The sequence below is a fragment of the Desulfosalsimonas sp. genome (assembly GCF_055149105.1).
Window position 1 is genome coordinate 1 of sequence record NZ_JBSRLA010000055.1, and the last position, 24,567, is coordinate 24,567.

Annotated in this window: 19 protein-coding genes, 1 tRNA gene and 1 pseudogene; 10 read left to right on the forward strand and 11 right to left on the reverse strand. The window is 54.7% G+C overall.

From position 1 onward, the window contains the following. Both ACTCIA_RS12770 and ACTCIA_RS12775 read right to left on the reverse strand, forming a co-directional pair. Positions 1-597 (reverse strand): sigma 54-interacting transcriptional regulator (locus tag ACTCIA_RS12770; RefSeq protein ID WP_463002195.1); only part of this gene is annotated, 597 nt, incomplete at its 3' end. Continuing rightward, complete coding sequence (locus tag ACTCIA_RS12775) at positions 598-870, reverse strand: response regulator (RefSeq protein ID WP_463002196.1); 273 nt, start codon at positions 868-870, stop codon at positions 598-600. It lies immediately after the preceding gene. Positions 871-1,132: 262 nt separating this feature from the next. Here ACTCIA_RS12775 and ACTCIA_RS12780 point away from each other — a divergent pair, with 262 nt between their 5' ends. The 3 genes from ACTCIA_RS12780 (at position 1,133) to ACTCIA_RS12790 (ending at position 5,491) form a co-directional block, all read left to right on the forward strand. After that, complete coding sequence (locus ACTCIA_RS12780) at positions 1,133-2,617, forward strand: ATP-binding protein (RefSeq protein WP_463002197.1); 1,485 nt, start codon at positions 1,133-1,135, stop codon at positions 2,615-2,617. Further along, the gene (locus ACTCIA_RS12785; protein WP_463002198.1) at positions 2,610-4,043 is read left to right on the forward strand and encodes a sigma-54-dependent transcriptional regulator; all 1,434 of its coding nucleotides are present in this window, start codon (positions 2,610-2,612) and stop codon (positions 4,041-4,043) included. Before ACTCIA_RS12780 ends, ACTCIA_RS12785 begins: the two co-directional genes overlap by 8 nt. 497 nt (positions 4,044-4,540) lie before the next feature. Beyond that, positions 4,541-5,491 carry a sulfite exporter TauE/SafE family protein gene (locus ACTCIA_RS12790; protein ID WP_463002211.1) on the forward strand — a complete coding sequence of 317 codons (951 nt, stop codon included), beginning with the start codon at positions 4,541-4,543 and terminating at the stop codon, positions 5,489-5,491. A 539-nt stretch (positions 5,492-6,030) separates the two neighbouring features. Here ACTCIA_RS12790 and ACTCIA_RS12795 read toward each other — a convergent pair. From ACTCIA_RS12795 to gltX, 9 genes and pseudogenes are all read right to left on the reverse strand, one after another. Further along, positions 6,031-9,786, reverse strand: coding sequence for a DEAD/DEAH box helicase (locus ACTCIA_RS12795; protein ID WP_463002199.1), 3,756 nt, complete (start codon positions 9,784-9,786; stop codon positions 6,031-6,033). Between the two features lie 107 nt (positions 9,787-9,893). After that, positions 9,894-10,145 carry a DUF2283 domain-containing protein gene (locus tag ACTCIA_RS12800; protein WP_463002200.1) on the reverse strand — a complete coding sequence of 84 codons (252 nt, stop codon included), beginning with the start codon at positions 10,143-10,145 and terminating at the stop codon, positions 9,894-9,896. After that, positions 10,132-10,422: a hypothetical protein gene (locus tag ACTCIA_RS12805; RefSeq protein WP_463002201.1), complete on the reverse strand. Its 291-nt coding sequence runs from the start codon at positions 10,420-10,422 to the stop codon at positions 10,132-10,134. Before ACTCIA_RS12805 ends, ACTCIA_RS12800 begins: the two co-directional genes overlap by 14 nt. A gap of 22 nt (positions 10,423-10,444) precedes the next feature. Next, positions 10,445-13,405: a DUF1156 domain-containing protein gene (locus ACTCIA_RS12810; RefSeq protein ID WP_463002213.1), complete on the reverse strand. Its 2,961-nt coding sequence runs from the start codon at positions 13,403-13,405 to the stop codon at positions 10,445-10,447. A gap of 60 nt (positions 13,406-13,465) precedes the next feature. Next, positions 13,466-13,645 (reverse strand): annotated as a pseudogene (locus ACTCIA_RS12815) (DUF1156 domain-containing protein); the annotation flags it as partial. A gap of 25 nt (positions 13,646-13,670) precedes the next feature. Continuing rightward, a complete protein-coding gene (locus tag ACTCIA_RS12820) occupies positions 13,671-14,285 on the reverse strand; it encodes a DUF7680 family protein (RefSeq protein WP_463002202.1) in 615 nt (204 codons plus the stop codon). 12 nt (positions 14,286-14,297) lie between these two features. Then, entirely contained in the window at positions 14,298-17,534 is a 3,237-nt protein-coding gene (locus ACTCIA_RS12825; protein ID WP_463002203.1) for an ATP-binding protein, read from the reverse strand. A 530-nt stretch (positions 17,535-18,064) separates the two neighbouring features. Next, a tRNA-Gln gene (locus ACTCIA_RS12830) sits at positions 18,065-18,138 on the reverse strand. A 68-nt stretch (positions 18,139-18,206) separates the two neighbouring features. After that, positions 18,207-19,622 carry a glutamate--tRNA ligase gene (gltX, locus tag ACTCIA_RS12835; RefSeq protein WP_463002204.1) on the reverse strand — a complete coding sequence of 472 codons (1,416 nt, stop codon included), beginning with the start codon at positions 19,620-19,622 and terminating at the stop codon, positions 18,207-18,209. 241 nt (positions 19,623-19,863) lie between these two features. Between gltX and rpmF the strand changes: the two genes are divergently transcribed. From rpmF to ribD, 7 genes are all read left to right on the forward strand, one after another. Then, positions 19,864-20,043 carry a 50S ribosomal protein L32 gene (gene rpmF / locus ACTCIA_RS12840; RefSeq protein WP_463002205.1) on the forward strand — a complete coding sequence of 60 codons (180 nt, stop codon included), beginning with the start codon at positions 19,864-19,866 and terminating at the stop codon, positions 20,041-20,043. Between the two features lie 14 nt (positions 20,044-20,057). Next, on the forward strand, positions 20,058-20,294 hold the full coding sequence (locus ACTCIA_RS12845) for an acyl carrier protein (RefSeq protein ID WP_463002206.1): 237 nt from the start codon (positions 20,058-20,060) through the stop codon (positions 20,292-20,294). A gap of 72 nt (positions 20,295-20,366) precedes the next feature. Next, positions 20,367-20,804 (forward strand): ribose 5-phosphate isomerase B, encoded by a 438-nt coding sequence (rpiB, locus tag ACTCIA_RS12850; RefSeq protein WP_463002207.1) that lies wholly within the window; start codon positions 20,367-20,369, stop codon positions 20,802-20,804. Positions 20,805-20,852: 48 nt separating this feature from the next. Beyond that, positions 20,853-22,103, forward strand: a complete 1,251-nt coding sequence (gene glyA / locus ACTCIA_RS12855; protein ID WP_463002212.1) for a serine hydroxymethyltransferase — start codon at positions 20,853-20,855, stop codon at positions 22,101-22,103. A gap of 80 nt (positions 22,104-22,183) precedes the next feature. Beyond that, positions 22,184-22,648, forward strand: coding sequence for a deoxycytidylate deaminase (locus ACTCIA_RS12860; protein WP_463002208.1), 465 nt, complete (start codon positions 22,184-22,186; stop codon positions 22,646-22,648). Then, positions 22,648-23,103: a transcriptional regulator NrdR gene (nrdR, locus tag ACTCIA_RS12865; RefSeq protein WP_463002209.1), complete on the forward strand. Its 456-nt coding sequence runs from the start codon at positions 22,648-22,650 to the stop codon at positions 23,101-23,103. Before ACTCIA_RS12860 ends, nrdR begins: the two co-directional genes overlap by 1 nt. 133 nt (positions 23,104-23,236) lie before the next feature. Further along, a complete protein-coding gene (gene ribD, locus ACTCIA_RS12870) occupies positions 23,237-24,334 on the forward strand; it encodes a bifunctional diaminohydroxyphosphoribosylaminopyrimidine deaminase/5-amino-6-(5-phosphoribosylamino)uracil reductase RibD (RefSeq protein WP_463002210.1) in 1,098 nt (365 codons plus the stop codon). Positions 24,335-24,567: the final 233 nt, after the last annotated feature.

Here is a 24,567-nt window from a genome sequence, read left to right on the forward strand (position 1 = left end):
TCCCAGAATTTTGGCGGCCCGGCTGCGGTTGCCCCCGGTCATGTTCAGGGCCTCGCTGACCACCATGCTGCCGAACCGGTCCATGAGATGATTGAACATGTCCGGGCTGCCGCCTTCGGCCAGCATTTCGCGGATCCATTGCCGGCCGATAGATTCCAGGGTTTCAATGCTCTGGGTCTCATCTTCCCCCTTATTTTCGGCAATTGCCTGGTGAACGTCCCTGGGCTGGATCGGATAGCCCGGCTGAAAATCAGGGCTTTCTTGACGGCATTTCCCAGTTCCCGCACATTGCCGGGCCACGTATGGCTTTCCAGCATCTGCCGGCCCGAACAATTCGCTTTCCAGCAGGGTTTCGGGAATGGCCACGCAGTTTATAACCAGGAACTGGTTGTCCGCACGATTGCTGTGCTGGTAGATCGCCCGGGCAACCAGTTCCTTTCCGGTGCCCGACTCCCCCCGGATCAGCACGGTGGCATCCGTGCCCGCCACACGGCCAATGGCCTTGTATACCGTCTGCATGGCACTGCTTCTGCCGATAATGGCATCTTCCCTGGCGCTTTCCGGCCCGGCGTCCATCTCCACGCGCTGGCGCATCATTCAGCCCGCTGCGACCGCCTGGCCGATGACCTTGAGCATCTCCGGAATGTCGAATGGCTTTAGGACATAGTCAAATGCCCCGTACTTGGTGGCTTCAATTGCGGTTTCCGTGGTGCCGTAGGCGGTCATGACGACCACTGGGAGTTTGGCATCGATCTTTTGAATCCGCTCCAGGGCCTCGAGACCGTCAATCCGGGGCAATTTGAAGAATGCAAAACCGAGCTCGGCATGGATCAATATGAAGTGAGAAAATTTCCAGGATGGCATCATCATATTTTGACATGCATGCTTGGTCATTTCTTTCTCTGGCACACCAAAGTCAGATTGGGAAAAAAAAGCACCAGCTATTACGCTCTCACAGCTTAGGGTGCTGCTGAAAATCATTTTGTTTGTCCAACATAAAACGTTATACCCGGAGGGTCAACAAATAGGGTTCGCCCCTGCCCGGGGCAATCCTTGTGTCTCCTGGTCGAAGGTGATATAAAAAAACTTTTCATTTCCGGATCAACATGCCCGGCACAAGGAGGAAGATACAGTGAGCTGGTGGAAGCAAATCAGTCTGTCCAAGCGGATTATCGCACACGTTGCCCTGCTTGAGCTGATTACGATCCTGATCGGGGCAATGGCCATCTGGTATGCTGTGGGCTTCCGCGATACGGTCAACACACTGGTGGACCGGCAGCTCAAGGTCATGGAAGCCTCCCGGCACATGGAAAATGCCCTGGCCAATCAGAAAGGTTTTGCAACCTATTATTTTTTGGACAGCGATCCCAAGTGGCTAAAGGAATTGTCCCATTACCGTGAGATTTTTCGCAACTGGCTCGAGGTCGCCGAGAAAACGGAACAACCGTCCGTCCATGCTGAACTGGTGGAACAGATTGGCCGTCAGTATGATCAGTATGTCAGCCAAAAAGACCGTATCATTGAAATGTATCGAAGCGGCGACCGGGCAAAGGGCGAGCAGATGCATTGGGATGTGCGCAGCCAGTTTTTTGAATTAAACCGGATGTGTCGGGCATATAGCCGGTTAAATGAAGAAGAGATCCACCGGTTCCGGGAAAACGTCCGGGAAAAATCAGCCGCCATGAGCTCCTTTGTGGTTGCCGGGCTGATTGTTTCAGTTGTGCTTGGGGTTTTTATGGCCTTTTTGCTCATTGTCCGGGTCATCGGCCCCATCCGACGGCTTGCTGCAATGGCTCCGGATGCCCACGAGCATACAGGGCCGGCCAATGAGGTGGCTTTGCTCGATGACCGGGTTCGGGGTATGATCACGGACATGGACCGGGCCCACAGCGAACTGCAGCAAAGCCAGCAATTGCTGATGCATTCGGAGAAAATGGCGCTGGTGGGCAAGCTCGCAACCGAGGTGGCCCACAGCATTCGCAGCCCCATGACATCGATCAATATGCGGCTTTTCTCCCTTCAGAGAAATCTGGATCTATCCGACACTCAGAAAGAGGATTTTGAGGTGGTGGCAGAGGAGATGCGCCGTTTGGATAACATTGTGCGCAATTTCCTGGAATTTTCCCGCCCGCCGAAACTCAATAAGAAACGGGTCAATATATCCAGGGTCATCGACATGACCCTGGAACTGCTCGAATACCGGCTAAAACGCCATGATGTGGAAATTATCCGGCAGCAGGCCGAAAACCTGCCGCCTGTGGAGGCTGATACGGAATTGATGAAGGAGGTTTTTGTCAATCTGATTGTCAACGCCTGCGAGGCCATGGGGGACGGCGGGCGGATTTTTATCGAAGAAAGCCAGGTGGCAGGTGACCGCAACGGCCGCGCTGTGAGAATCAGCATCCGGGATACCGGCCCGGGTATTCCGGAAGAAGCCCGGCAGAAGATTCTCGAGCCTTTCCATACGACCAAGATCCAGGGAACCGGGCTGGGGTTGTTTATCACAGGCCGTATCATCCGGGAGCACGGAGGGCAGCTCAGCATTCATTCGGCTGAGGAGCAGGGCGCAAACTTTATCGTTACCCTGCCGGTGCCGGAGGAGGATGGAAATGGCTGAAATTTTGATTGTCGACGATGATGTTCAACTGCGGCAAAGCTTTGCCCGGCTCCTGGGGGAGGAAGGATATGGCGTGCGGATGGCTTCCTCCGGGGAGGCCGGAATTCAGGCCGTTGAAGACCATCTGCCGGATCTGGTGGTTATGGATGTGCGCATGCCGGGAATCGATGGCATTGAGACCCTGCAGCGCATTCAGGCCATTGATAGCAAGCTGCCTGTGGTGATCATGACCGCCTTCGGCACCACGGAAACCGCCATTGAAGCCACCAAGCAGGGAGCTTTTGACTATGTTCTCAAGCCGTTTGATGTGGGGGACATGCTCAAAATTATTGACCAGGCTGTGAGTGCCGGGCGGATGATGCATCAGCAGGTGCAGATGGGGGCCGGCCCGGAAACCGGGGGCGCTGATGTCATTATCGGCCAAAGCCCGGCCATGCAGAAAGTCTACAAGGCCATCGGCCGGGTGGCGCCCACCGATGCTACAGTCCTGATCCGGGGAGAATCCGGTACCGGCAAGGAACTGGTGGCCCGGGCCATCTACCAGCACAGCCAGCGGGCGGGCAAACCCTTTCTGGTGATCAATTGTGTGGCCATCCCCGAAACCCTGCTGGAAAGCGAGCTGTTCGGCTATGAAAGAGGCGCTTTTACAGGGGCGGCCAGCAGGCGTGTGGGCAAGTTTGAGCAGGCCCACGGCGGCACAGTATTTCTTGATGAAATCGGGGATATGCCCATGTCCATCCAGGCCAAAATCCTGCGCCTTCTCCAGGAGCGAAGCGTTGAACGCCTGGGCGGCCAGCAGCCCATTGACGTGGATGTCCGGATTATCGCCGCAACCAACCGGGACCTGGAAGGGGCGCTTGAAGAGGAAAGGTTCCGGGAGGATCTTTATTATCGCCTTAAGGTTGTGACCATTGAGGTGCCGCCGTTAAAAGACAGAAAAGAGGACATTCCCCTGCTTATCGATTATTTTCTTTTTCGTTTTTCCAGGGAAATGAACGTAAACAATCCGGGCATCAGTGACGAAGCCCGCCAGAGGGTCGAGCAACACTTCTGGCCCGGAAATGTCCGGGAACTGGGCAATACCATCAAAAAAGCCCTGATTTTCAGCCGGGGATATCCCATTCAGGCCGGTGACATTTACCAGGCCATTGCCGGAGAAGGCCGGGATGACGATGATGGCGGCGGCATGGACCTGGAAGCCGCCGGCCGGAAGTGGATCCGGTCTATGCTGGCTTCTGGAGAGAACCCGGATATGTTCAATTTTTTAATGGATCAGTTCGGCCGCATGATCGTGGGAGAAGCCCTGAATCTCACCGGCGGCAACCGCAGCCGGGCTGCCAGACTGCTGGGCATGTCCCGTCCCACCCTGCAGGCCCGGATTGAAAAGTACAACCTTTCCCTGGAAACCTCTGTCAAAAGCTCCTGATTCTGTTTCTTTAAACATCTCTTTTTACATCCTGTAAAAAAAACCAGCGACCCGCCCGGGGCCGGGTTTTGGTTTTTGCGCCTGCCGCTTTCTTCACTCCGGATTGAAAAAGAATTAATGATTTATTTTTCAGTATGTTAACGAGTTTTATGGGCGTTTGGCATTTTTTTTGCTTAAACGAAGATAAACCGTCTACAGAGAGTTTTTGATCATGCCAAATCCCCTTATTTTAATCGCTGACGCAAATGCCCACATCCGGTTATTTCTGAAAACGGGAATTTACGGCTGCGGGCTTTGATGTTGTTGCCGCCAGTGTTCACACGGAAGTGCTGCACCTGTCCCAGGCGGAGCAGAAACCGGATCTGATTGTTCTTGATCCGAACCTTCCCTTTATAGACTGGGATTTGGCCATTGCCGGTATCCGCGGCAGCCCCCCGGATCCCAGTTATTCTTTATACCCCATATGCAGAAGAATTTTGAAAATCAAGGAACACAGCATGCATTTTCCAGTCTCAGGCGTTGAAGTGAATCCGGCCATCGCATTTGTTGTTGCCTTTATAATTTCATTTTTTACTTCTATGGGCGGTGTTTCAGGCGCATTTCTCCTTTTACCATTCCAGATGACGTTCCTGGGTTACACGCACCCTTCGGTGAGTGCCACAAATCAACTTTTCAACGTTGTAGCTATTCCCAGCGGCGTTTATCGTTACTTCAGAGAAGGCCGGATGGTCTGGCCACTGACCTGGATCGTAATCATCGGCACGCTGCCCGGAGTTCTGATCGGCGCCATTGTACGCTTATCTTGGTTACCGAATCCACAGCACTTCAAACTTTTTGCAGCGTGTGTACTATTGTATATCGGTGCAAAAATGGGACGAGAGCTGGTGGGTAAGAATTCTATCCAAAGCAGCAAAGCTGAAAGCGAAAAACGATTTTATGAAATGATCCGCCGCCACCGATCAAAGGCCGGCGGAATGGAAATGGCTTTGAAACCTGTCAGAGTGGACTATTTTAACCTGAAACGACTGGGATATACTTTTTATGACGAATCCTTTGATGTCTCCTTTTGGGGTATTTTCAGTCTCAGCTTTGTGGTGGGCATTGTGGGTGGCATCTACGGCATTGGCGGCGGCTCCATCATCGCCCCGTTCTTCGTAACCTTTTTCGGCCTGCCGGTCTATACCGTGGCCGGAGCCGCGCTTATGGGCACCTTTGTCACCTCTGTGGCCGGAGTTCTTTTCTACCAAACCATTGCCCCGTTTTATCCAGCCTTGTCCGTGGCACCGGACTGGATGCTGGGCCTTTTGTTCGGGTTGGGTGGAATGGCAGGCATGTACCTGGGCGCACGGTCCCAGAAATATGTTCCAGCCGCAAAGATTAAGTGGATGCTGACAGGCATTATCATCTTTACCGCTCTAAAATATATGACCGACTTTTTCGGCTATTAGCGTCTCCTATATCAAAATTCTTGCATCATCATCTGATTGGAATTGTTGCCGACAGGGTGGTTTTCTGGCCAAGATTGGATTGCATCTGAAAACTCCCTTCACAGAGCTCTATGCGGTCCCTCATGGCGCGCATTCCAAAGCCTTGGTGCGACTGAACTGCCAAAGCAGTTTGCCGGATGCCATGCTTTTTCTCCTTGTCAGAGGCTTGAGTTCCGGTGCCAGTTAAGGCTGTCAGTATGATTTAGCCTTTTTAACGTACCCAAATTCAATGCCCTTTTCAAACATAAAAAACATAACACCATGTATCTGTAAATTCCGGCTATAGGCCCTCTGCAAAAAATCCGAAAGCCCTTCCATCGAAAAAATCCTTTTCAATATGGAAACCGGGGGCACAACCTGCTCACACCCGATTATTTATTTACTTGTGAAAACACTGCCAAGAGAAATTTTTAACGGCTCTTTCCGGGGCGGTATGCCTTGGGTCAGGAAAATCTTATGTGCGCAAAAATTTGCATCCCGGCGGGCTTTTTCAGGAAACATCAAGAGAAATGCCGCAACATTTGATCCAGGGTCTTTTTTATCCTGACTTTAACCCTGCCAATGGTCAGTTCCGACTTTCTTATCCGGAGACTGTCGGCCTCCCGGCAGGCGGTATTCACCGCCGATTCAACCAGGACAACTGGAAGGGTGGGAGAGGCCGTATCGCCGGTCCTGGGAACGTAAATATCAAACAAAAGATCTTTTTGTATTCTGCCCAGCACCTGGGAGGGGATATTCGGAACCAGCAACCGGTCCCGGTCGCCAATGATTTCATCGATCGCTTTGACTGCCTGCCAAAAGTTGTCCTGCTCAGTGTAGTTGATACCCGGAAACAGACTGTCTGCCACCAAAAGGTTGAGCACAGCATGGGCGGCTCCGGCCCGCTCGTTGTTTTCCACGATCCGCCCGATGGCGCGGGTCGGGTCGAACTCGTCCCGCATCAGGTTGTGCAGCCGCTGTTTTGACGCTTTAAGATCTCCTGGTCCGGGCGTGTTCTTTTCGTCAGGAACCAGCCCGTCCAAGTCGGAATACCGGGTGATGAGCCTGGTTTCGGGCTCTCCGTCCTTGCCGATGCAGGAAACGGCATAGGCCACGACTGTGGCATTCATTTCCGGCACCTCCTCTTCCAGGCGGACCGCACACTCTGGAATCTCAAAATCGGTAAAGCGCTTTACCACCTGATCGAAAACCGGCTCGCCATAGGATGCGAAACAAAGCGGTCCTTCCATATCCGCATCGCCTTTTTCATAGAGCTGCTGATTGGCGGTCAACTGTGTCTTTTCCGGGATTCCCCGCAGGCCTTCAAGGATGATCACTGGCTTTCCCGCCACGACCACACTGCCTGTTTGCTGGAGATAGTCGGACCTGTACAAGGCGTCCCAAATGTTGTCAAGGGTGACAGGGGCCGGGTTTCGGTCCTGCCTGTCCTGGAGCCGCAGGTAGATCTCATAGAGCTGTGCGGCCGGGATTTCCATGGTTTCTGTTCGCTGCTGCTGCAAACAGATGCGCTCCCGGGCTCTTCTAAACAAACTTTCTTCATTCAGCGTGCCCTCGGCCAGCTGGGCAAATTCATCTTCGTTTACGGGAAGCATGGAAATCTGCTGCTCGCCCACTACGCCTCCAGCCTCAGCCAGGCGTGTCAACAGCCGGTCATAGACGATCTGTTCCGCGGAATCCACGTAGCAAAGGTTCAACACGAATATCCGGTCATGGGTTTGTCCGATGCGGTCAATGCGCCCGATCCGCTGCTCCACCTTCATGGGATTCCAGGGGAGGTCATAGTTAATGATGAGATCGGCGGTCTGGAGATTGATACCTTCGGCAGCCGCATCCGTACACACCAGGACATCGATTTCTCCGCGCAAAAACCGGTGTTTGATTTCGTCGCGTTCCACGCCGCGCATCCTGTTGCTGCCGGGCTCCGTGTACTGCCCGCCCTTCCCGGAATAGGTGCCAAGCAGCATGGAGGGGTGTACCTGGCGAAACCGGCTTACAATATCCGTCAGGGTATCGTAAAAGCGGGTAAAAATAACCGTCTGACGAAGCCTCCCCCCAGAAAGACGCCTTTTTTGCAAAACAGAGAGCAGTTCCTTCATCTTCAGTGGCATCCCGGACAGATCCTCCAGGGGGGCAAGCATTTGGCCGAGTCGTTTTTCCTCCCAGGCGAGGTCCTCGGATGTACGGTTTTTCAAAAAGGTATCGATGATCTCTTCATCAATATCCTCATCTTCCCCGTAGAGCTTGTCGCGGACCTCCGGGTCGGCATCCGCGTCCTGCGCCGGCTGCATGTGTTTCCGGGTGGCGGCAACCCGGTCTTTTCTCCGCCGCAGGGTTTCTTTCAGGGAAAATGTGCTGGATGCCAGCCGCAGGCGAAGCGAGCTCAGATAAAACCCCACGCTGGTTTTCCAGGCAGTGCCCTGATTGTGCGCCTCGATCTGCCGGGTCAAATCCCTGCAGTAGGTTTCCAGTTCGTCATAGGCTGTTTTTTCCAGACCGGTCAGCACGATACGGGGTACGGGCAATATTTCCCGCTTTGCCAGGTTGGCGCCCAGCCGGCCGTTGTCCCGGTATATTTCCAGAAGGGTGCGTGTATGTCGCAGCATGACCCTGGAAAGGGGGGCGGCGGCAAAGATGAGGCGCTGGATATGCTTGCGGTCCTGACCCCGGGGAATATGGTCCTGCTCCAGCCATTGCCTGGCCGGCTGGCGGATACGGCCATCGATGACGGCCTCTTGAAAAAACTGCCATAAAAACGGATCATAGGTCTTGACGGATTGGACGGCTTTTTGCAGGAAGTCCCATTCGTGGGTTTCGAGCTGCTGGTGGTCCACCAGTTTTCCCAGGGTGCGGTAAAAGGCCCAGGTAAAGGTTGGATCTTGCTGGAAATGGCCGACCCTCCGGGTGAGATACACGAGGTCGAATACCTCGATCCAGTTGAGCTGCATGGGGGTGGCCGTGGCCAGCCAGAGGCTTTTGGTTTTCAGGCCCAGCCCGTCCCGGATCGCAGCAAACAGCTGCCCGAAACGCGGAGCGCTTCTTTCCCCGGATCCGGGATCCTTTCGTCTGGCATAATGGGCCTCGTCCACCAGGGCGAGATCAAACGGCCGTGCTTCCCGGATTTCTCCCAAACGCTGTTTTCTGCTGAAGAGCCCTGTGGAGATGATGCATAAATCCGGATCGTATAGCCCGGATGCCGGTTTGGTTTCTTCGGAAGGGAAAATATAGTCATGTCGCGCGGCGGCGCCCCCCATAGCACGACCAAACGGCATAAAAAACTTGGCGGCCATCTCCCGCTGCCACTGCCGGGTCAGGCTTGCAGGTGGTGCGATCAAGACCCGGTGTATGAGCCCGGACAGGAAGAGCGACCGGATCGCCAGGCCGGCTTCGATGGTTTTGCCAAGGCCCACCTCATCGCACAGCATATAGTTGTAAGGCCAGGTCCGGATAAGCCGCCGGGCAACGATCTCCTGATGGGGCCAGGGTTTTACCGGCGCGGTTTCCATGCCCACATAGCGGCCGCCGGGCAGGCGAGGACCATCCTGTATCAAAGCAAAACGAAGGCGCTCCATTACAGAAGGCGGGTCGACTTCCGGGGCGTATGCGGAAGAACCGTCAATCTCCTTCGGGCGCCGGACTTCTTCTGCAATCTGGATCAGCCGTTGGGTGACGGCTTCCGGAAGGGTCAGTACCCGGATATAGGGATTTTCATTCTCCCAAAGCGCTTCAAATGAAACGGCGGCATCCTCGATGCGCTGCCGGTCGGATTCCGCCCACCAGCTGGCGTGCAGATTGATGTTCTCCGCATTGTGAACCAGGGCCCGGCGGGATTCGTTCAGCGAGCCGGAGATATAAATCCGGTCGCCTTCTGCATCCGTGAATATGGCCCATTTTTCATGGACATAGCCGTCCTCGCGGGATTCAAATGGCAACGGCCGGCCGGTTTGCCCGTGAACCCGGAACGCCACCCGGACCTCCAGGCAGCCGGATGAAACCATCCATGCCAGCAGCGCAACCCCGTGCTGCACATCCTCGGGCCAGGCACTCCGATCTCCCAGTTCCCGGTTCAGCCGTGCGGCCATTCGGCTTTCATCGCCTGCGAGGATGGCTGACACGTCATGCGGATCCAGATCAGCACCGACGATCATCCGCATCCGGCCGGAAACCTTTGCAAAGGCGGAAAATCCCTGGGAGGCCACAGCCAGCGACGAGGAGCGGAAGTATCCGGCAACCCGGTCGTATGCGATGCTTTTTTGCAAAACAGGGATGTAGAAGTCATGCAGGATGTTTACCGGCCGGCCGTCTGGCCCGGTGGACGAGGTCTTGTAGGAGTAGTTCCAGGATCGGTCTTGGAATAACGGTGGTTTCAGGCTTCCGCCTCCAGGCTGTTATCGGGTTGGGACAGGATATTGAGCACCTTGGCCTGTGCAGATTCCAGCAATGAATCCCGAATAAAGACACTGGCATTCAAAATCTCAATGCCGATCAATTCACCTTTTTCGTTCAGCTCGGCGGTGATGTCCGGGCTGAGCTCGATACTGTTGTGCTCCTGTTCCTCCGATATCAGCAGATGCAGCACATCCTGTTTATTAAAGTATGTCATTTTAGGTTTTTTCATGTTCAAACCTCCCGGTTTTAAGGCGAAACTTTATCTGCTGGCGGGTTGTCGCATGAACCGTAACAGGAACAATGGTATCACCTGCTATTTCATAGGGTATCATCACAATACGGTCGTCATGCTTCCCGACAGCAATCATTCGATGGGTCGCCACATCAAAATACCGCTCGGAAGAGTACCGCAAAATCTCTTCGATTGTTGCAAAAGAAAATCCCCTCTTCTCAACACGATATATAACATAATCATTCCAAACAATTGAAGGTTTTTCATCACTCAACGGGCATTCCTCCCGGTATTTTTCACTGCAACCCAAAAATAATGGCGCGGGCCTCTTTTTTCAATGATTCATCCGGAACTTCAGCGGCCCATACCGCCAAAAGCGCCCGCAGCATCTCCTGCTTCCCATCGGCATGCCGGTCCAGGTACGCCCGGGCGACCGGGATGTCGCCCTTCCGGTAGGCGAGGATCAGGCCGCAGAGCAGGTCCCATTCGGTCCGCGGCAGCTCCATGCGTTTTCCATGGCGTTCTTCCGGGCGGACCAGCCGCATTTTCGAACCTTTTCGCACCAGGGGGGCATAAAACCCATGATCTTCTGCATCCGATCCTGCGGCGCGCCCGGCAGAAGCCCCCTGGGTGCCATACCCGATGAAGCGGTCACCGGGTACATACCCGCCGGTCTTGTTTTCCATGGCGATATTGAGGCTGCGGGATATGTTCAGGGCCTCGTCGTAGGGAAATTCTGCGAGGCGGTAGATACCAAACAGGGTAACGGCCATGGCCGCCTCAGGGGACAAATCGGCTACGTTTAATCGGCCGCCGGTAATCCGCCGGATCTGGTTTTCGGACACCACCCGGCTGGCTTCGTTCATGGCGCGGATAGGCCCAACTTCCTCGTCGCCGTCAATAACCGGCCATTGCTCCGATAGTACCCGCAGCGCGCGGCCGTAGGAGGCGACCATTTCGTCTACCGGGTTGAGCTTTAAAGACTGGAACTCTTCGAGCCCCTCAGCCACGGCCTGTTGAATTCGCTGCTGGACACCCGTGCCGCCTAAACCACTCCATATAGCCGGGTCTGAAGATTGGGCTATGCGCTTACGGCAAGAAAGAAAAATGGAGCTGGCAGCCGAGGCATTATTCATAATATGTTGAGAATTGGTAAATTCCGACTCGATTGGCAATGCAGAACTGATAATCCAGTTGTTTTCAATCAATGATTTTGTAAGAGCCTCCCATGCATCCTGGCTTTTATGGGTAAACATAACCGTCATCAGGCCAGAGGACTTTATGACCCGGTAGCATTCTATAAAAATATCCGCCATCATTTTTTCGTATGTCAAATGCGCAGACTTGCTTCCACCATCGCGGTCCGGGTTCGCAACAGCCTCATTTTGCTTATCACTCAAGCGCCGTTTATAATAATCCGGATATAAATCGGAAAGGGTTCGTTTTTCCCATACATAAAAATAGTCTGACAATTCTGCGTATTGGACATTATTATAATAGGGTGGATCCATGCATACCAGGTCTACAGAGTTGTCTGATAACTTGGGCATATATGCGGCAGTTCCATTTTGGATGGAAGCCGGGTTTGCTTTCGCATGGGATGGTACGAGAGCAGCTATACCATCGTAGGCGTCATATATTTGCGAGAGGCACCATTGAAAACCGGAGTGGGGTCCTGAAAAGATCATCTCCCCAAACGTCCATTTTAACGAGAAATCATGCCGTCCGAATGTGCCTGATACCTGACCTCTTTGGGCGATCCATCGGGTTTGTCTGCTGTTGTAATCAACTCCCTTGTCAATCGCAAACTGCAGATACGTCACCACAGCCCGGCCTTTTTCCTCTCCCAGTTCGGAAAGGATCTGCGGTTTCAGCCGGTTGAGTTCTTCGACCAGGGTCAGGTGGCCCAGTAGCTGCCGAGGGGTGAACATGTCGCACCAGCGGGGCATACCGTAGGTGGCCGGGCGCATATCATTGCCCTGGGGAAATTTTTCCGTGGGAATCAGTCCCTGGTCATCCCACCGGTCCCAGTTTTCCTGCAGGCGCTTTTCCGCCTCCTTTAATGCGTCCAGGTCCTGCTGGTTGGGCGGGCGGAAGAAACGGACCTTTTCCGTTTTGATCTCCCCCTTTTTTTCACCGCTTTTGTACCGCTGGGGCTGTCCGTTTTGATCCAGCTTCGGCTGGAACCGGACGGCCACCACGCAATAAAGCCGGTCTTTCCATTGGCCATGGGACGATTCCCCCCTGGCCTGGGACTTTATCTCTTCGGAGTCGATCGCCTGTCTGCAGTGAACACAGGAACCAACGCCCCTGTTTACGGTCGCAAAATCAGGATCTTCACCGCCGGGTCCCTTCCCCTTGGTCGCCCGGTAAGTTTCAAATCGAACTTTGCCGTTTTGCTGCCGGCCGTCCGGGAGGATCTTTACGCCCCACTGGTTCCCGTCTACCTTGCTCAGCCAGCAGGTATTCATCAGCGGCGCCTTCCCGCCGCAATTGGGGCAAGTAACTTGGCGGCAGTAGAGGAAAGAGGTCGTATCTTCATGGCTGAAGAGAGTTTCCGTATCGGCGCAACTTTTTATATGATTTCTTAGCTCTTTCATTTCAGCAGGTGGAAGCATATGCTTGGAGGGAAAAAACAGATTCATTTTTTCATCAAGCAAGTCAATCAGTTTTGCACCCCATAACTGAATCTCTTTGGTCAAGGACGGCCCGAATTTTGAGGGATATTCTAATGTAGCATGCAAGATTACTGATGCCACCGGATTTAACTCGTTGGCTATTACCTTATGCCCCAAGCGCAATGCTTCGAAAGGTATAGATCCCCCGCCTGCGGTTGGGTCCAGTACAGTGCATGGTGTTTTTACGGGACAGGGATTTTTTTTGTAGGCCCTATCGTATCCGTATAAATTTGGAACACGGACACCCCTGCTCCCGGCCAAAGCCATTAAGTCCTTGAACCATGCAGGATCCGACGGCATGTGGAAAACTGGTATATTCTCGTTTTCCGATGGCCAAGGCTTTGGAAACGGCTGCGACTCTTTTTCCCAGCGAAGAAGAATTGGATCGTTGCTCAAGGAGTCATCGTTCTCCTTTAGCTTGGCAATAATTTTTAAATGATCTTCTCTGTCCTCGTTTTCTTTTTCCAGTTGGCGTATGATCGTGTGATCCACCGTCAACAGTTCCCGTCCATCATCATCCTCATGGACTTTGTCGAGAACCTTGCCGGTCAGCGTCCACTGCACCCCGTTGATTTCCACCACCCGCTTTTCAATGCCAAGCTGGCGCAGAAACCAGTCCGGATCCGTGTCCGCCGGCAGAAGGGATGCGAGGATGGCTGCCCGGCTGGGGGTCAGGGGGCGGCGCGCCCACCAGACATGAAGCCTGTGGGTAGGCGGTGCTTTACCTGTATCCCTTTCCCGCTGGGCTTCCGCCCCCACCTGGTGGCAGGGGAAACCGGCCTCGATAAGCCGGAGATCGTCTTTCCATGGTTCGCTCATGAATCGCCTTTTTTCGTTTTGATCATCAGCCGCGCAGGCGCAGGTCCGCCAGCATCTGCCCGATATGGGGGTCTTTGGGGTGCCCGGCCAGCACGACCTTCATTCCGGCCGCGGCCCACCGGTTTGCCGCATCTCCGTAGGTGGTCATCCGGGAATGCCAGTATGCGGCCTCCTCCCGGGTAAACCGGTCCACCCGCCGGGCAATGAGCTCGATGCGGTCGAGCTCCCGGATCCGCTCCTGCAGCTTGAAAATCAGCGCCAGTTTGTACCCGGCTTCATCGGTCAGCGGAAGATTCCCCCGGAAAGTGATGCGGGATCCGTTCACGTACTGCTGCAGGTCCAGGGAAAGCCCCTGATCATTTTTTACCCGGGCGAGAATGGTACGCAGGACCGGAAGACAGCGCTGCTGCTGGGGGCCGTGAAGAACACCGCTTTCCCTGAGAACGGACCGGGGAGCGATCAGGTCGTCCGCATCGGTTCGCTGATCCGGCAGGATACGCTGTTTGATGACCATTACGGGAACAGGCTTGTCCTTGTGCTCCGTGATCCGCAGTATCCATGGCGAGCCCGGGATTTCGGGCCTGACCGTTTGATAGTAATGGGTCTGCTGGTGTTTTTTCGATGCGGTTTTTACGCTCATGCGATCTCCGTGCTATTCGGCGTCCTTTTTGAGTTCTGCGACAAAAGGACAGTCGGTTTCAGGATGGTTGATGGTCAGGTGGCATTCGGTCTGCTCCCCGGTACGGACAGTGCCGTGAACCGTTTCGAAAAGCTCGCCCAGGTCCCGGATGGATTCCGGGGTCGCATTTTCAACGACAATCCGCATGACCCCCCCGGAAGGCAATTCCATATCGACGAGATCCAGGCTGTCAATGCGGCTTTTGCCCCCTTTCTGGTATATGGATCCCATTCGGCGAAGCAGCGGCATCACTTTCCGTGCGCCGTCCTTGCCGGCAATCCGGATGGTGTTGTCTTTTTCCGATATCCATCCCTTTTCCGCAGCCCTGGCCGGGGTGATGACCACATCCTCCGGCGCGGGCATATAAAAGGCACCGGCCGATCCCATAATCAGATCGGGTTTTTCATTCTGCCCGGGGGTTCCTTTATAGGCGGCAATTCTGCTTTCATTGATCAGCTCGGATATCGCGCTTTTGACTTCTGTGCCGGGGATGTCTCCGAAACTGGACCCCAGCTTTTCCGATATTTGGTCGATCGTGGCCTCGGGCGTTTCGCGTACCGCGTCGCGGATCCAGTCTTTTATGCGACGCGGTTCGGCAGAATCGGTTTTGCCCCATCCCCGTTGTTTTGCACCTGCCGGGGTCACCAGGGAGTAGCCTTTCCGTATATCCACGTCAAAGGGTAGCTCTCCGGCTTCGCTGCTGTAAAATTCGTCCGGCAGGGTGGTTTCCTCACCGCCCATCCGAAACAGGCACCACACCCCGCGCCTGACCCCTTCCCGGATTAACTGGTCGAACACCTCCCGGGATTCCAGTACGGGCCAGTTGCGAAGCTGCCGGAAGTTTTCCGCAGCTTTTTGCACTTCCAGGATATCGTGGCCGGAAAAAAACAGCCTTGCAAGAGCCGTAAGGATCGATTGCGTAATCGCATCACCGGTGATCAGCTCGCCGTCTTCAAATAGGGTTTTGCGGATCTGTTCCACCACGGGCGTGCCCCCTTCCCCGCCGGATGTCCGTATTTCCCGTGAAACGATCTGGCCGTTGGCCGATGGATACCAAAGGTTCCGGTAGCTTTCGGTCACGGTTGACACCAGGGCGTTTTCCCGCTCGCTATACCGTTTTTTGAACTCGTCCGCCTCCAGTTTTGCAGGCTTGATACCGTAATTTTCCGGGTTTTTCCTGAGCTGGCGCATTGCCAGAACGGTGCGGGCCAGATCCCGCAAACGGGTAAGGCTTTCATTGCTCGTATCCGAAGTCTTCCCCAGGTTCAAATCCTGCTGGCGATACCTGCCGGATGTTGCCACCGTATCGGGGATGAGCAGAAACACCAGGTTCTGTTCGACCCTGGGGCGGTTGGGGCCAGCGGTGGTGATGAACTGCTCGACGTTGACCGCACCCGTGTTCAGTGCGACCAAAGCCAGAGATAACTTGCCGCTGTTGTCCGGGATGTGTTCCGGGGCGCTCACATCGGGGATGACGGAAAAATTGGAGACACTATCGCTTATGACCTTTCTGGCGGTGGCGGCGAGCAGGCTGTCCACGGCTTCCGACGACAGGCCGCGTCGAAGTTTGGCCAGTGCGATGTTCACCGAGGGCTCCAGGCTGGCATAGTAGCGTCCCTGGTTGAACCGCAGATAAAAGGCGCTGTTGCTGATTTCCTTGAGCGCCTCGGCAACCTGCGGGGGAGTGAGACCGGGAAAGGAGACCTCGAAAAGAGCATCCTGCTCGGTGAGCCCGAATATGTTCGAGGAAAGCCCCTGGTCACTGCCCACAAGGCTGTGCAGAAAAACTGTTTTCCAGGTGTACTCGAACAGTGGCCAGCCTTCCGGATGGGGATTTTTGCGGTCGGCCAGCTCGGCGTTGCTTCTTCCTCCGGAAAGGCTTTGGGTATCGGCCCCGCCCACATCGGCGTTTAGCACGGCAAGCAGCTCGCTGCTGCCGGAGCGACCGATGATTTCGTTAACGGTGCGGGCATCGCGCATATCCAGATGGCAGGTATGAATCATGGGGATTGGAGCTTGTTTCTGCCACAGGGTGCGGACCGCCAGGGCGAGAATCCGCAACACACCACGGGTCCCCTGAAAATTTTCATACGTGGCCAGCTTGTTGTTCAAAAAATCGATAAACGAAGGGTGAAAGGGGTAATGGGATGCCATGCGGTCGGAGAAATCCTCGCGGGTGGCTTCATCCGGGAGAAGGGCGGAATTTTTCCGGTACATATCCATATAGAAGACAGCGGTATCCCGTGCCGCATCGGAATCAATATGATGGAACAGTCGCTTGGCCAGGACCCGCGAAATTTCGCTGGCCTGGACCGGGACAACGGAGGTTGCATCACGCGAGACCACACTCGCAACGCCCTCCACGGCCTGTTGACCGATGGCCAGGGCCTCGTCGGGATCCACGTCCCGGCCGGTGATCTCGGTGAGCAGCTTGCCCAGCTCCCCGGTCTGCCGGGCAAAGGCGTCAGTCTGGCTGGCCAGGGTGAGGATGAGGGATACGCCGGGATTGGAGCGGGCATGTTCGTGGAGGTTCATCAGAAAGGAGGACAACTGTTCGCTGCCATTCGGTATAGCGGCGGACAGGCGGGCGGCGTACTGGGCCAGCTCATCGATCATCACCAGCACTTTTCTCCCGCTAAACAGGGTTGCAAAGTAATTTTTCCCCGGTGCGGCAAAACTTTCGGCATCGTCCTCCACTTCCCGGTACAGCACCTCCCCGCCGATCTGGTACGCGATTTCACCCCAAAGGGTATAGGGTACAAGCTCAGTGCCCCTGGGCTTGTGAACCGGTATTTCATTGCCTGCAATCCCCACTACGCTGATCTCCCCCCGGCGGGGAATCCATTTTTCCTCCACCAGGTCCCGGATATGCGGGGAGAGTTCATCCCCCTTGTATCCGATATGGGTACAGGCAATCAGGGTATGGGTCTTGCCGCCGCCGAATGCGGTTTCCAGGCGATGGATGGCCGGCGCCGTGTTATCCCCGGCGAGCCTGGCGAACACCTCGTTCAACACCATTTTGAAGCCGTCCGTGGCGTAGGTGCCCTCGGAAAAAAACTGTATGGCATCCGTGTAGACCGGATGAATACCCTGCCGGTTCTCCTGGTAGAAGCGGATCACCTCGGCAAGGGATGCGGTGAAAATCTCCGGGTTGAACGTACCGGTCAGGATATCCTGCCTGGGCTGGCAGGTGTCGGTGATCTTTTGCATGCGGGCCCTCCCGGGTGAATGGGTCGCTCATCAGAAATTGAAAACGCCGAAGCAGAGGCATTTTAAGGAATCAGCCAGTGATCTTTATGTATACGAAATTATATAGATATGAAATGTTTGCCGCTTCCGTCAAGCTGAATCTGAGAAAAGGGGATGCGCAAACCCTTTGCCCGACAGGCTATTGCGGGGGCGCCGGCAGCAGGTATTCGTTTCGGTCATATAGGGGGAAATTTCCGGACCAGTTTGTTTTTCACAATGCCATGGCATAGAAAACGTTTTTTATGACACAGAAATTCATTGCATCAAGGGGTTAACCGTATAGAAAAATCAAAGGGAAGTCGTTAATACGCGTGCTCATGAAATTTTTTTAGACAGCAAGCAGTATTTGCGTATTTCGGTCGATCCGGCCCCACTTGGCGCCGCCGGCATTTGCTTACCCGGCAACAATTTTTATTATGGCACTCCCTTTGGTAGCACAAACGAACTGCCAAATAAAAAAGCCCCATTTAATGGGGCTTTTCAATACTTATTGGCTGAGGGTCCAGGATTCGAACCTGGGTTAACGGGGCCAGAACCCGTCGTCTTGCCACTAGACCAACCCTCAGCAGCAAAATTGTATTTATGTAAAATAACAAAAAACCAAATCGTGTCAAGCCAAATTTTTTACCCGGTTCACGCCTGTTTTTCAGCCTGATCCCGGACAAACACCGCGGCTTTTTCCAGCCGTGCAATGGTTTCATCCCGGCCCAGGATCTCGATCATTTCAAATATGCCCGGGCTCACGGTTTTGCCGGACAGGGCCAGGCGCACCGGCTGGGCGATTTTACCGAATTTCAGGTCATAGGCCTCCATGACCTTTACAAACGCGGGCTCCAGATGCTTTTCATCAAAGGTTTCCGTGTTTTTCAGCTCCGTGATCAGATCCCGGATCGGCGCGGCCACTTCGGGTTTAAAAAATTTTTTGACCCCTTTTTCCTCGTAGTTTTCCGGGGCCGAATAATAAAACACCGCAGCCTCAGCCATTTCCACAAAAGTCTTGGACCGGGGCTGCAGGGTCTTGATCACCGCGTGCAAAAACGCGTTGTCTTCGGCTGCAATCCCGTGTCCGCCCAAAAACGGAATCAGGTGAGGGGCCAGTTTTTCAGGCGGCGTGCTGCGGATGTGCTCGGCATTTAACGCCAGGAGTTTTTCCGGGTTAAACACCCCGGCAGACCGGCCTATGTGTTCGATGTCAAATTTTTCAACAAGCTCTTCGCGGGTGAAAAACTCCTGGTCCCCGTGGGACCAGCCCAGGCGCACAAGGTAGTTGAGCAGGGCATCCGGGTAATAGCCCATATCCCGGTAGGCGGTCACGCTCATGGCCCCGTGCCGCTTGCTCAGCCGCGCCTTGTCCGGGCCCAGCACCATCGGTACATGGCCGAAATCCGGCACTTCCGCACCCAGGGCCCGGTAGAGCAGAATCTGCTTGGGGGTGTTGCTGATGTGGTCATCGCCCCGGATAATGGTGTTGACCCCCATGGTGATGTCATCGACCACCACGGCCAGGTTGTATATGGGCATGCCGTCGCTGCGGCGGATAATGAAATCGTCGAGCTCGGCATTGGGAAAAACAATATTGCCCCGGATCTTGTCCTCCACCACGGTGTTTCCCATCAGGGGGGATTTAAAACGCACCACCGCCCCGGGTGTGGGCGGCAGGTTTTTTTCCCGGCAGGTGCCGTCATATTTGGGCTTGCCCCCGCTTTGGGCGGCCTGCTGGCGCATGGCCTCGATCTTTTCTTTGGAGCAGGTGCAGTAATAGGCGCTGCCCGTATCTATCAGGTGCTGAATATATTTTTCATATACATCCAGACGCCGGGACTGGTAAAATGGACCTTCATCCCAGTCAATGCCGAGCCACTCAAGGGCCTCGGCAATGGCGTCCACATATTGTTGGGTGGAGCGCTCCGCGTCGGTGTCCTCGTACCTGAGGATGAAACGGCCGCCGGTTTTCCGGGCGTAGAGCCAGTTAAAAAGGGCCGTGCGCGCCCCGCCGATGTGCAAAAAGCCTGTGGGGCTGGGCGGAAAGCGGGTGATGATGGTTTCCATGTGCAAATCTGTCCTGTGATTTACGGGTTATCCGGTTTTGTGGCTGTAAAAATCATCATGAAAGAAAACTATTTAATTTAGCCGACAACATGATGAAAATCAAGAACGCTTTTTTATGCCCTGCAAATTCCCTTGACATGGAGACGAATTTAACATATTAGTTTTTAGTGACCGTTTAATCGCAGATATACAGAGATATACAGAATTTACAAATTATTTCAAATAGTTGGGAGATTTCAAAATGGCAGTACCCAAGCACAAGGTATCCAAGTCCAAGCGGGACAAGCGCAGAACCCACCAAAAGGCCCATGCTCCGGCACTGAGCCGCTGTTCCCAGTGCGGCGAGGCGGTCATGAGCCACCGGGCCTGTCCGGAATGCGGAAATTACAAGGGCCGCAGCGTTATTGAGACCGAAGCGTAAGGGGATCCGTGATTATGACAATCGAAGACAAGATCAAAAAGCTCATTTCCGAAAAACTTGAGGTGGACCCGGCAGACGTTGTGCCCAAAGCATCGCTCATCGATGATCTGGGAGCCGATTCCCTGGCCATCGTGGAAATGATCATGACCATGGAAGAACAGTTCGACATCGAGGTGCCTGACGAAGATGCCGAACATTTGCGAACCGTGGAAGATGCCATTAACTATATCATTAAAAAAACCCAGTCTTAACGCCTCGGCACAATTGCCGGTTCGCCCCTGAGCGCCATCAAAAAACAAAACGACAGGAAAACGAGGCCCAGGATGCTTCCCCTTGCCATCGGTTCTGACCACGCAGGCTACGAACTCAAGGAGATCGTAAAAAACTATTTGATTTCACTTGACTTTAAAGTTGACGACTTTGGAACTGACTCCGGACAGTCCGTGGATTACCCGGATTTCGGCTCACTTGTGGCCGGCAAGGTCGACAGCGGCGAATATGAGCGCGCGATTCTGATCTGCGGCACCGGCATCGGCATGTCCATGGTGGCCAACCGGTTTGGCCGGGTGCGGGCGGCATTGTGCAACGACCTGTTTTCCGCCATCATGAGCCGCCGTCACAACGACGCCAACATCCTGGTCATGGGCGGAAGGGTGATCGGCACTGAACTGGCCCGCGAGATTGTGCAAGCCTGGATTCAAACCCCTTTTGAGGGCGGGCGGCACAGCCAGCGGCTGGAAAAATTTTGTGGAGGAAACTGACCTTTGAGCGATATTACGGACAAAAATGCAACCGCCGACGATCTGTCCCTGAACCTGTCCATTGTCAAAAAAGCTGACCCGGAAATCGCAGAAGCCATTTCCCGGGAATATGACCGCCAGAAAACCACCCTTGAGCTCATTGCCTCGGAAAACATTGTCAGTCCTGCGGTCATGAGCGCCCAGTCCAGCGTGCTGACCAACAAGTACGCCGAAGGATACCCGGACAAACGCTATTACGGCGGCTGCGAATATGTCGACATTGCCGAAACCAAGGCCATTGACCGGGCAAAAGCGCTGTTTGGCGCAGAATACGCAAACGTACAGCCCCATTCCGGCTCTCAGGCCAACATGGCCGTGTTTTTCGCCCTTCTGGAACTCGGTGATACCATCCTGGCCATGGACCTTTCCCACGGCGGCCACCTGACCCACGGCGCTGCGGCCAGTTTTTCGGGCCGGTTTTACAAGTTTGCCCATTACGGTGTCACAAGGGAAGAAGGCACCATTGATTATGACCAGGTGGCGGCCCTGGCTGAAAAGCACCGGCCCAAAATGATCATTGCCGGAGCCAGCGCGTATTCACGGACCATCGATTTCGGGGCGTTCTCCCGGATTGCCAGATCCGTTGGCGCCTGGTTCATGGTGGACATGGCTCACATTGCCGGGCTGGTGGCAACCGGACATCACCCCTCGCCCGTGCCCCATGCCGACGTGGTCACATCCACCACCCACAAGACCCTGCGCGGCCCCAGGGGCGGGCTGATTCTGGCCAAGACCGACCTGGACAAGGTGTTAAACAAGGAAATTTTTCCCGGGATCCAGGGCGGACCCCTGATGCACGTGATTGCAGCCAAGGCCGTGGCCTTCAAACTGGCCGCGGACGAGTCGTTTAAAGACTACCAAGCCAATGTGGTGGGCAATGCCCGTTCCCTTGCTTCCATACTCCAGCAAAACGGAGTGGATCTCATTTCCGGGGGCACTGACAACCACATGATGCTCGCAGACCTTCGAAATCTCGGGATTACAGGCAAAAAAGCAGAAGAAGCACTGGGCATGGCCGGCATTACGGTAAACAAAAACACCGTGCCCTTTGATACGGAAAGCCCCTTTGTCACCAGCGGCATCCGCATCGGCACCCCGGCGGTGACCACCCGGGGCATGAAAGAGGCGGAAATGCAAAAAATCGGGGCATTTATCCTGGATGTACTCAAGCACCCCGATGACACCGCCCGCATTGAAGGCATCCGGCAGCAAGTGCAGGAACTTTGCGCCGGGTTTCCGTTGTTTGCGCAAACCCCATAAAGGCGTGCATCGATTGTCCGCTGCCGAAATTTGTCAAAACCAGCGGTCCGGACGCCTTGCAATAAAAGGGCAAAACAGTTATGACCCCAACCGGCCAGCGCCCTGCCTGGGATGATTATTTCATGGATATTGCCAATCTCGTGGCCCGGCGCTCCACCTGCCTTCGCCGGGCCGTGGGGGCGGTGCTGGTCAAGGAGCACCGGGTGCTGGCCACGGGCTATAATGGCGCGCCCGCAAAAATCCTGCACTGCGCCGAGGTGGGATGCCTGCGTGAGCGCATGAACATTGAATCCGGCCAGCGCCATGAATTGTGCCGCGGCATTCACGCGGAGCAAAATGCCATCATCCAGGCCGCATACCACGGAGTGGCCATCCGCGGAGCAAGCCTTTACTGCACCAACCTGCCCTGTGCCATCTGCACGAAAATGCTTATCAATGCCGGGCTCACCGAAATCTGTTACCAGGAAGGATATGCGGATGAGCTGTCCACCGCCCTGCTCGAAGAAGCCGGTATCCGGCTGCGTCAGGTTAAAGGAGGCAGCTGATGCGATGCCCGTTTTGCAGTGAAAACGACAACAAGGTCATTGATTCACGGCTGAGCAAGGAAGGAAACGCCATCCGCCGGCGGCGGGAATGTCTTTTGTGCGGTCGACGGTTCACCACCTATGAAACCGTGGAGGAAATCCCGCTGATGATCATCAAAAAAGACAAGCGGCGGGAGATATTTAACCGGGACAAGGTCCGCTCCGGGCTCAAAAGGGCCTGCGAGAAGCGCGAAATCAGCATGAATGTCATTGAGGCCTTTATCGAGGAACTCGAGCGCGACCTGCGGGAAGCAGAGGAAAAGGAAATCCCCTCCCGGGTGATCGGAGAGAAAATCATGGCGCGCCTCCATGAACTCGACAAGGTGGCCTATGTGCGGTTTGCCTCGGTATACCGGGATTTTAAGGACGTCAACGACTTTGTCACCGAACTCAAAACCCTTCTGGACCAGAGATAACAACCATTTTGCAGCACACCAGAAAAACGGTTCCGCGGCCCTTTTGCGGAGCCGTTCTTTTTTTCAAAAAATGCTTATGTTTAACTTTTCCCAATAAGGCGGGTGCTGCAGATACAATAACAGGTTTTTGCCCATGAAATATCCGGATGATCATTACATGAAAACGGCCCTTGAGCTGGCAGAAAAAGGCGCCGGCCGCACATCACCAAATCCCATGGTGGGGGCGGTGATTGTACAGGACGGACAAATCATCGGCCGCGGCTGGCACGAAAAAGCCGGCGGCCCGCATGCCGAGGTAAATGCCATTGCCGATGCCGGCAGCCGTACCCGGGGGGCCACCATGTATGTCACCCTGGAGCCCTGCAACCACCAGGGCCGCACCCCGCCGTGCACAAAAGCCATCCTGGAGGCGGGCATCAGCCGGGTGGTCTGCGCCATGACCGATCCCAACCCGGAAGTGGCCGGCGGAGGCGCCCGGTTTCTGGCTGATTGCGGGATAGACATGGAAATCGGGATTTGTGAACCACAGGCCCGAAGGCTCAATGAATTTTTTATCCATTACATTCAGACCCGGCGGCCCTTTGTGCTGCTCAAATGCGCAGCCACCCTGGACGGCAAAACCGCCACGCTCACCGGGGATTCCAAGTGGGTCACAGGCCCGGACGCCCGGACCCGGGTGCACCAAATGCGCCACTGCTGCGATGCCATCCTGGTGGGGATCAACACCGTGACTGCCGATGATCCGAGCCTGACCACCCGCCTGGAAAACAGCACCGGCCGGGACCCGGTCCGGGTGATTCTGGACACACGGCTTTCCATGCCGGAAACCGCCAAAATGCTTTCTCAGCAATCCAATGCCCCCACCCTGGTGGCCGCATCAGAAAATGCCGACCCCCAAAAGGGCGCCCGCCTGGAGCAGCAAGGCGTACAGATCCTGTACCTGCCGGAAAAACAAAACCGGGTGGACCTTGATGCCCTGATGGAAAAGCTCGGGCAGTTAAACATCACCAGCCTGCTGGTGGAAGGCGGCAGCCGGGTTGCGGGATCTTTTCTGCAAAACCGTCTGGTAAACAAGATCTGCTTTTTCTACGCTCCGAAAATTCTTGCCGGCGACGGCATGGGTATCTGCAGCGGGCCCGGCCCGCAGCTGATGTCTTCGGCGATTTGTGTAACAGACATGGAAACAGAGCAGATCGGAGATGACATTCTGATTCAGGGGTATATCAAATGATGCAGGTTTGTTATTTAAAAATCCCCCCAAGCGGCAAAACATGTTTGCCATTTGGTTCAACTTGATATAAATAGAAAGTTTTAAGGTTTTAGCGTGTTAGGGTTTATCACCTTATTTAACAGCAGGCAGAAAAATGATGGCACCGTAAAAAGTCCAATATCTGCGTTACGCGCGATTTCTCAGAATTTCACGTACGGATAAGTACGCTGCATTCTTCGAAATCGCGCAAGCCT

Excerpts from the sequence above, each read along its gene's own strand:
- ACTCIA_RS12775 (WP_463002196.1), bottom strand. The coding sequence starts at position 870 with ATGATGATGCCATCCTGGAAATTTTCTCACTTCATATTGATCCATGCC.
- ACTCIA_RS12785 (WP_463002198.1), top strand. The coding sequence starts at position 2,610 with ATGGCTGAAATTTTGATTGTCGACGATGATGTTCAACTGCGGCAAAGC.
- ACTCIA_RS12790 (WP_463002211.1), top strand. The coding sequence starts at position 4,541 with ATGCATTTTCCAGTCTCAGGCGTTGAAGTGAATCCGGCCATCGCATTT.
- ACTCIA_RS12800 (WP_463002200.1), bottom strand. The coding sequence starts at position 10,145 with ATGAAAAAACCTAAAATGACATACTTTAATAAACAGGATGTGCTGCAT.
- ACTCIA_RS12820 (WP_463002202.1), bottom strand. The coding sequence starts at position 14,285 with ATGAGCGTAAAAACCGCATCGAAAAAACACCAGCAGACCCATTACTAT.
- ACTCIA_RS12825 (WP_463002203.1), bottom strand. The coding sequence starts at position 17,534 with ATGCAAAAGATCACCGACACCTGCCAGCCCAGGCAGGATATCCTGACC.
- gltX (WP_463002204.1), bottom strand. The coding sequence starts at position 19,622 with ATGGAAACCATCATCACCCGCTTTCCGCCCAGCCCCACAGGCTTTTTG.
- rpmF (WP_463002205.1), top strand. The coding sequence starts at position 19,864 with ATGGCAGTACCCAAGCACAAGGTATCCAAGTCCAAGCGGGACAAGCGC.
- ACTCIA_RS12845 (WP_463002206.1), top strand. The coding sequence starts at position 20,058 with ATGACAATCGAAGACAAGATCAAAAAGCTCATTTCCGAAAAACTTGAG.
- rpiB (WP_463002207.1), top strand. The coding sequence starts at position 20,367 with ATGCTTCCCCTTGCCATCGGTTCTGACCACGCAGGCTACGAACTCAAG.
- ACTCIA_RS12860 (WP_463002208.1), top strand. The coding sequence starts at position 22,184 with ATGACCCCAACCGGCCAGCGCCCTGCCTGGGATGATTATTTCATGGAT.
- nrdR (WP_463002209.1), top strand. The coding sequence starts at position 22,648 with ATGCGATGCCCGTTTTGCAGTGAAAACGACAACAAGGTCATTGATTCA.
- ribD (WP_463002210.1), top strand. The coding sequence starts at position 23,237 with ATGAAATATCCGGATGATCATTACATGAAAACGGCCCTTGAGCTGGCA.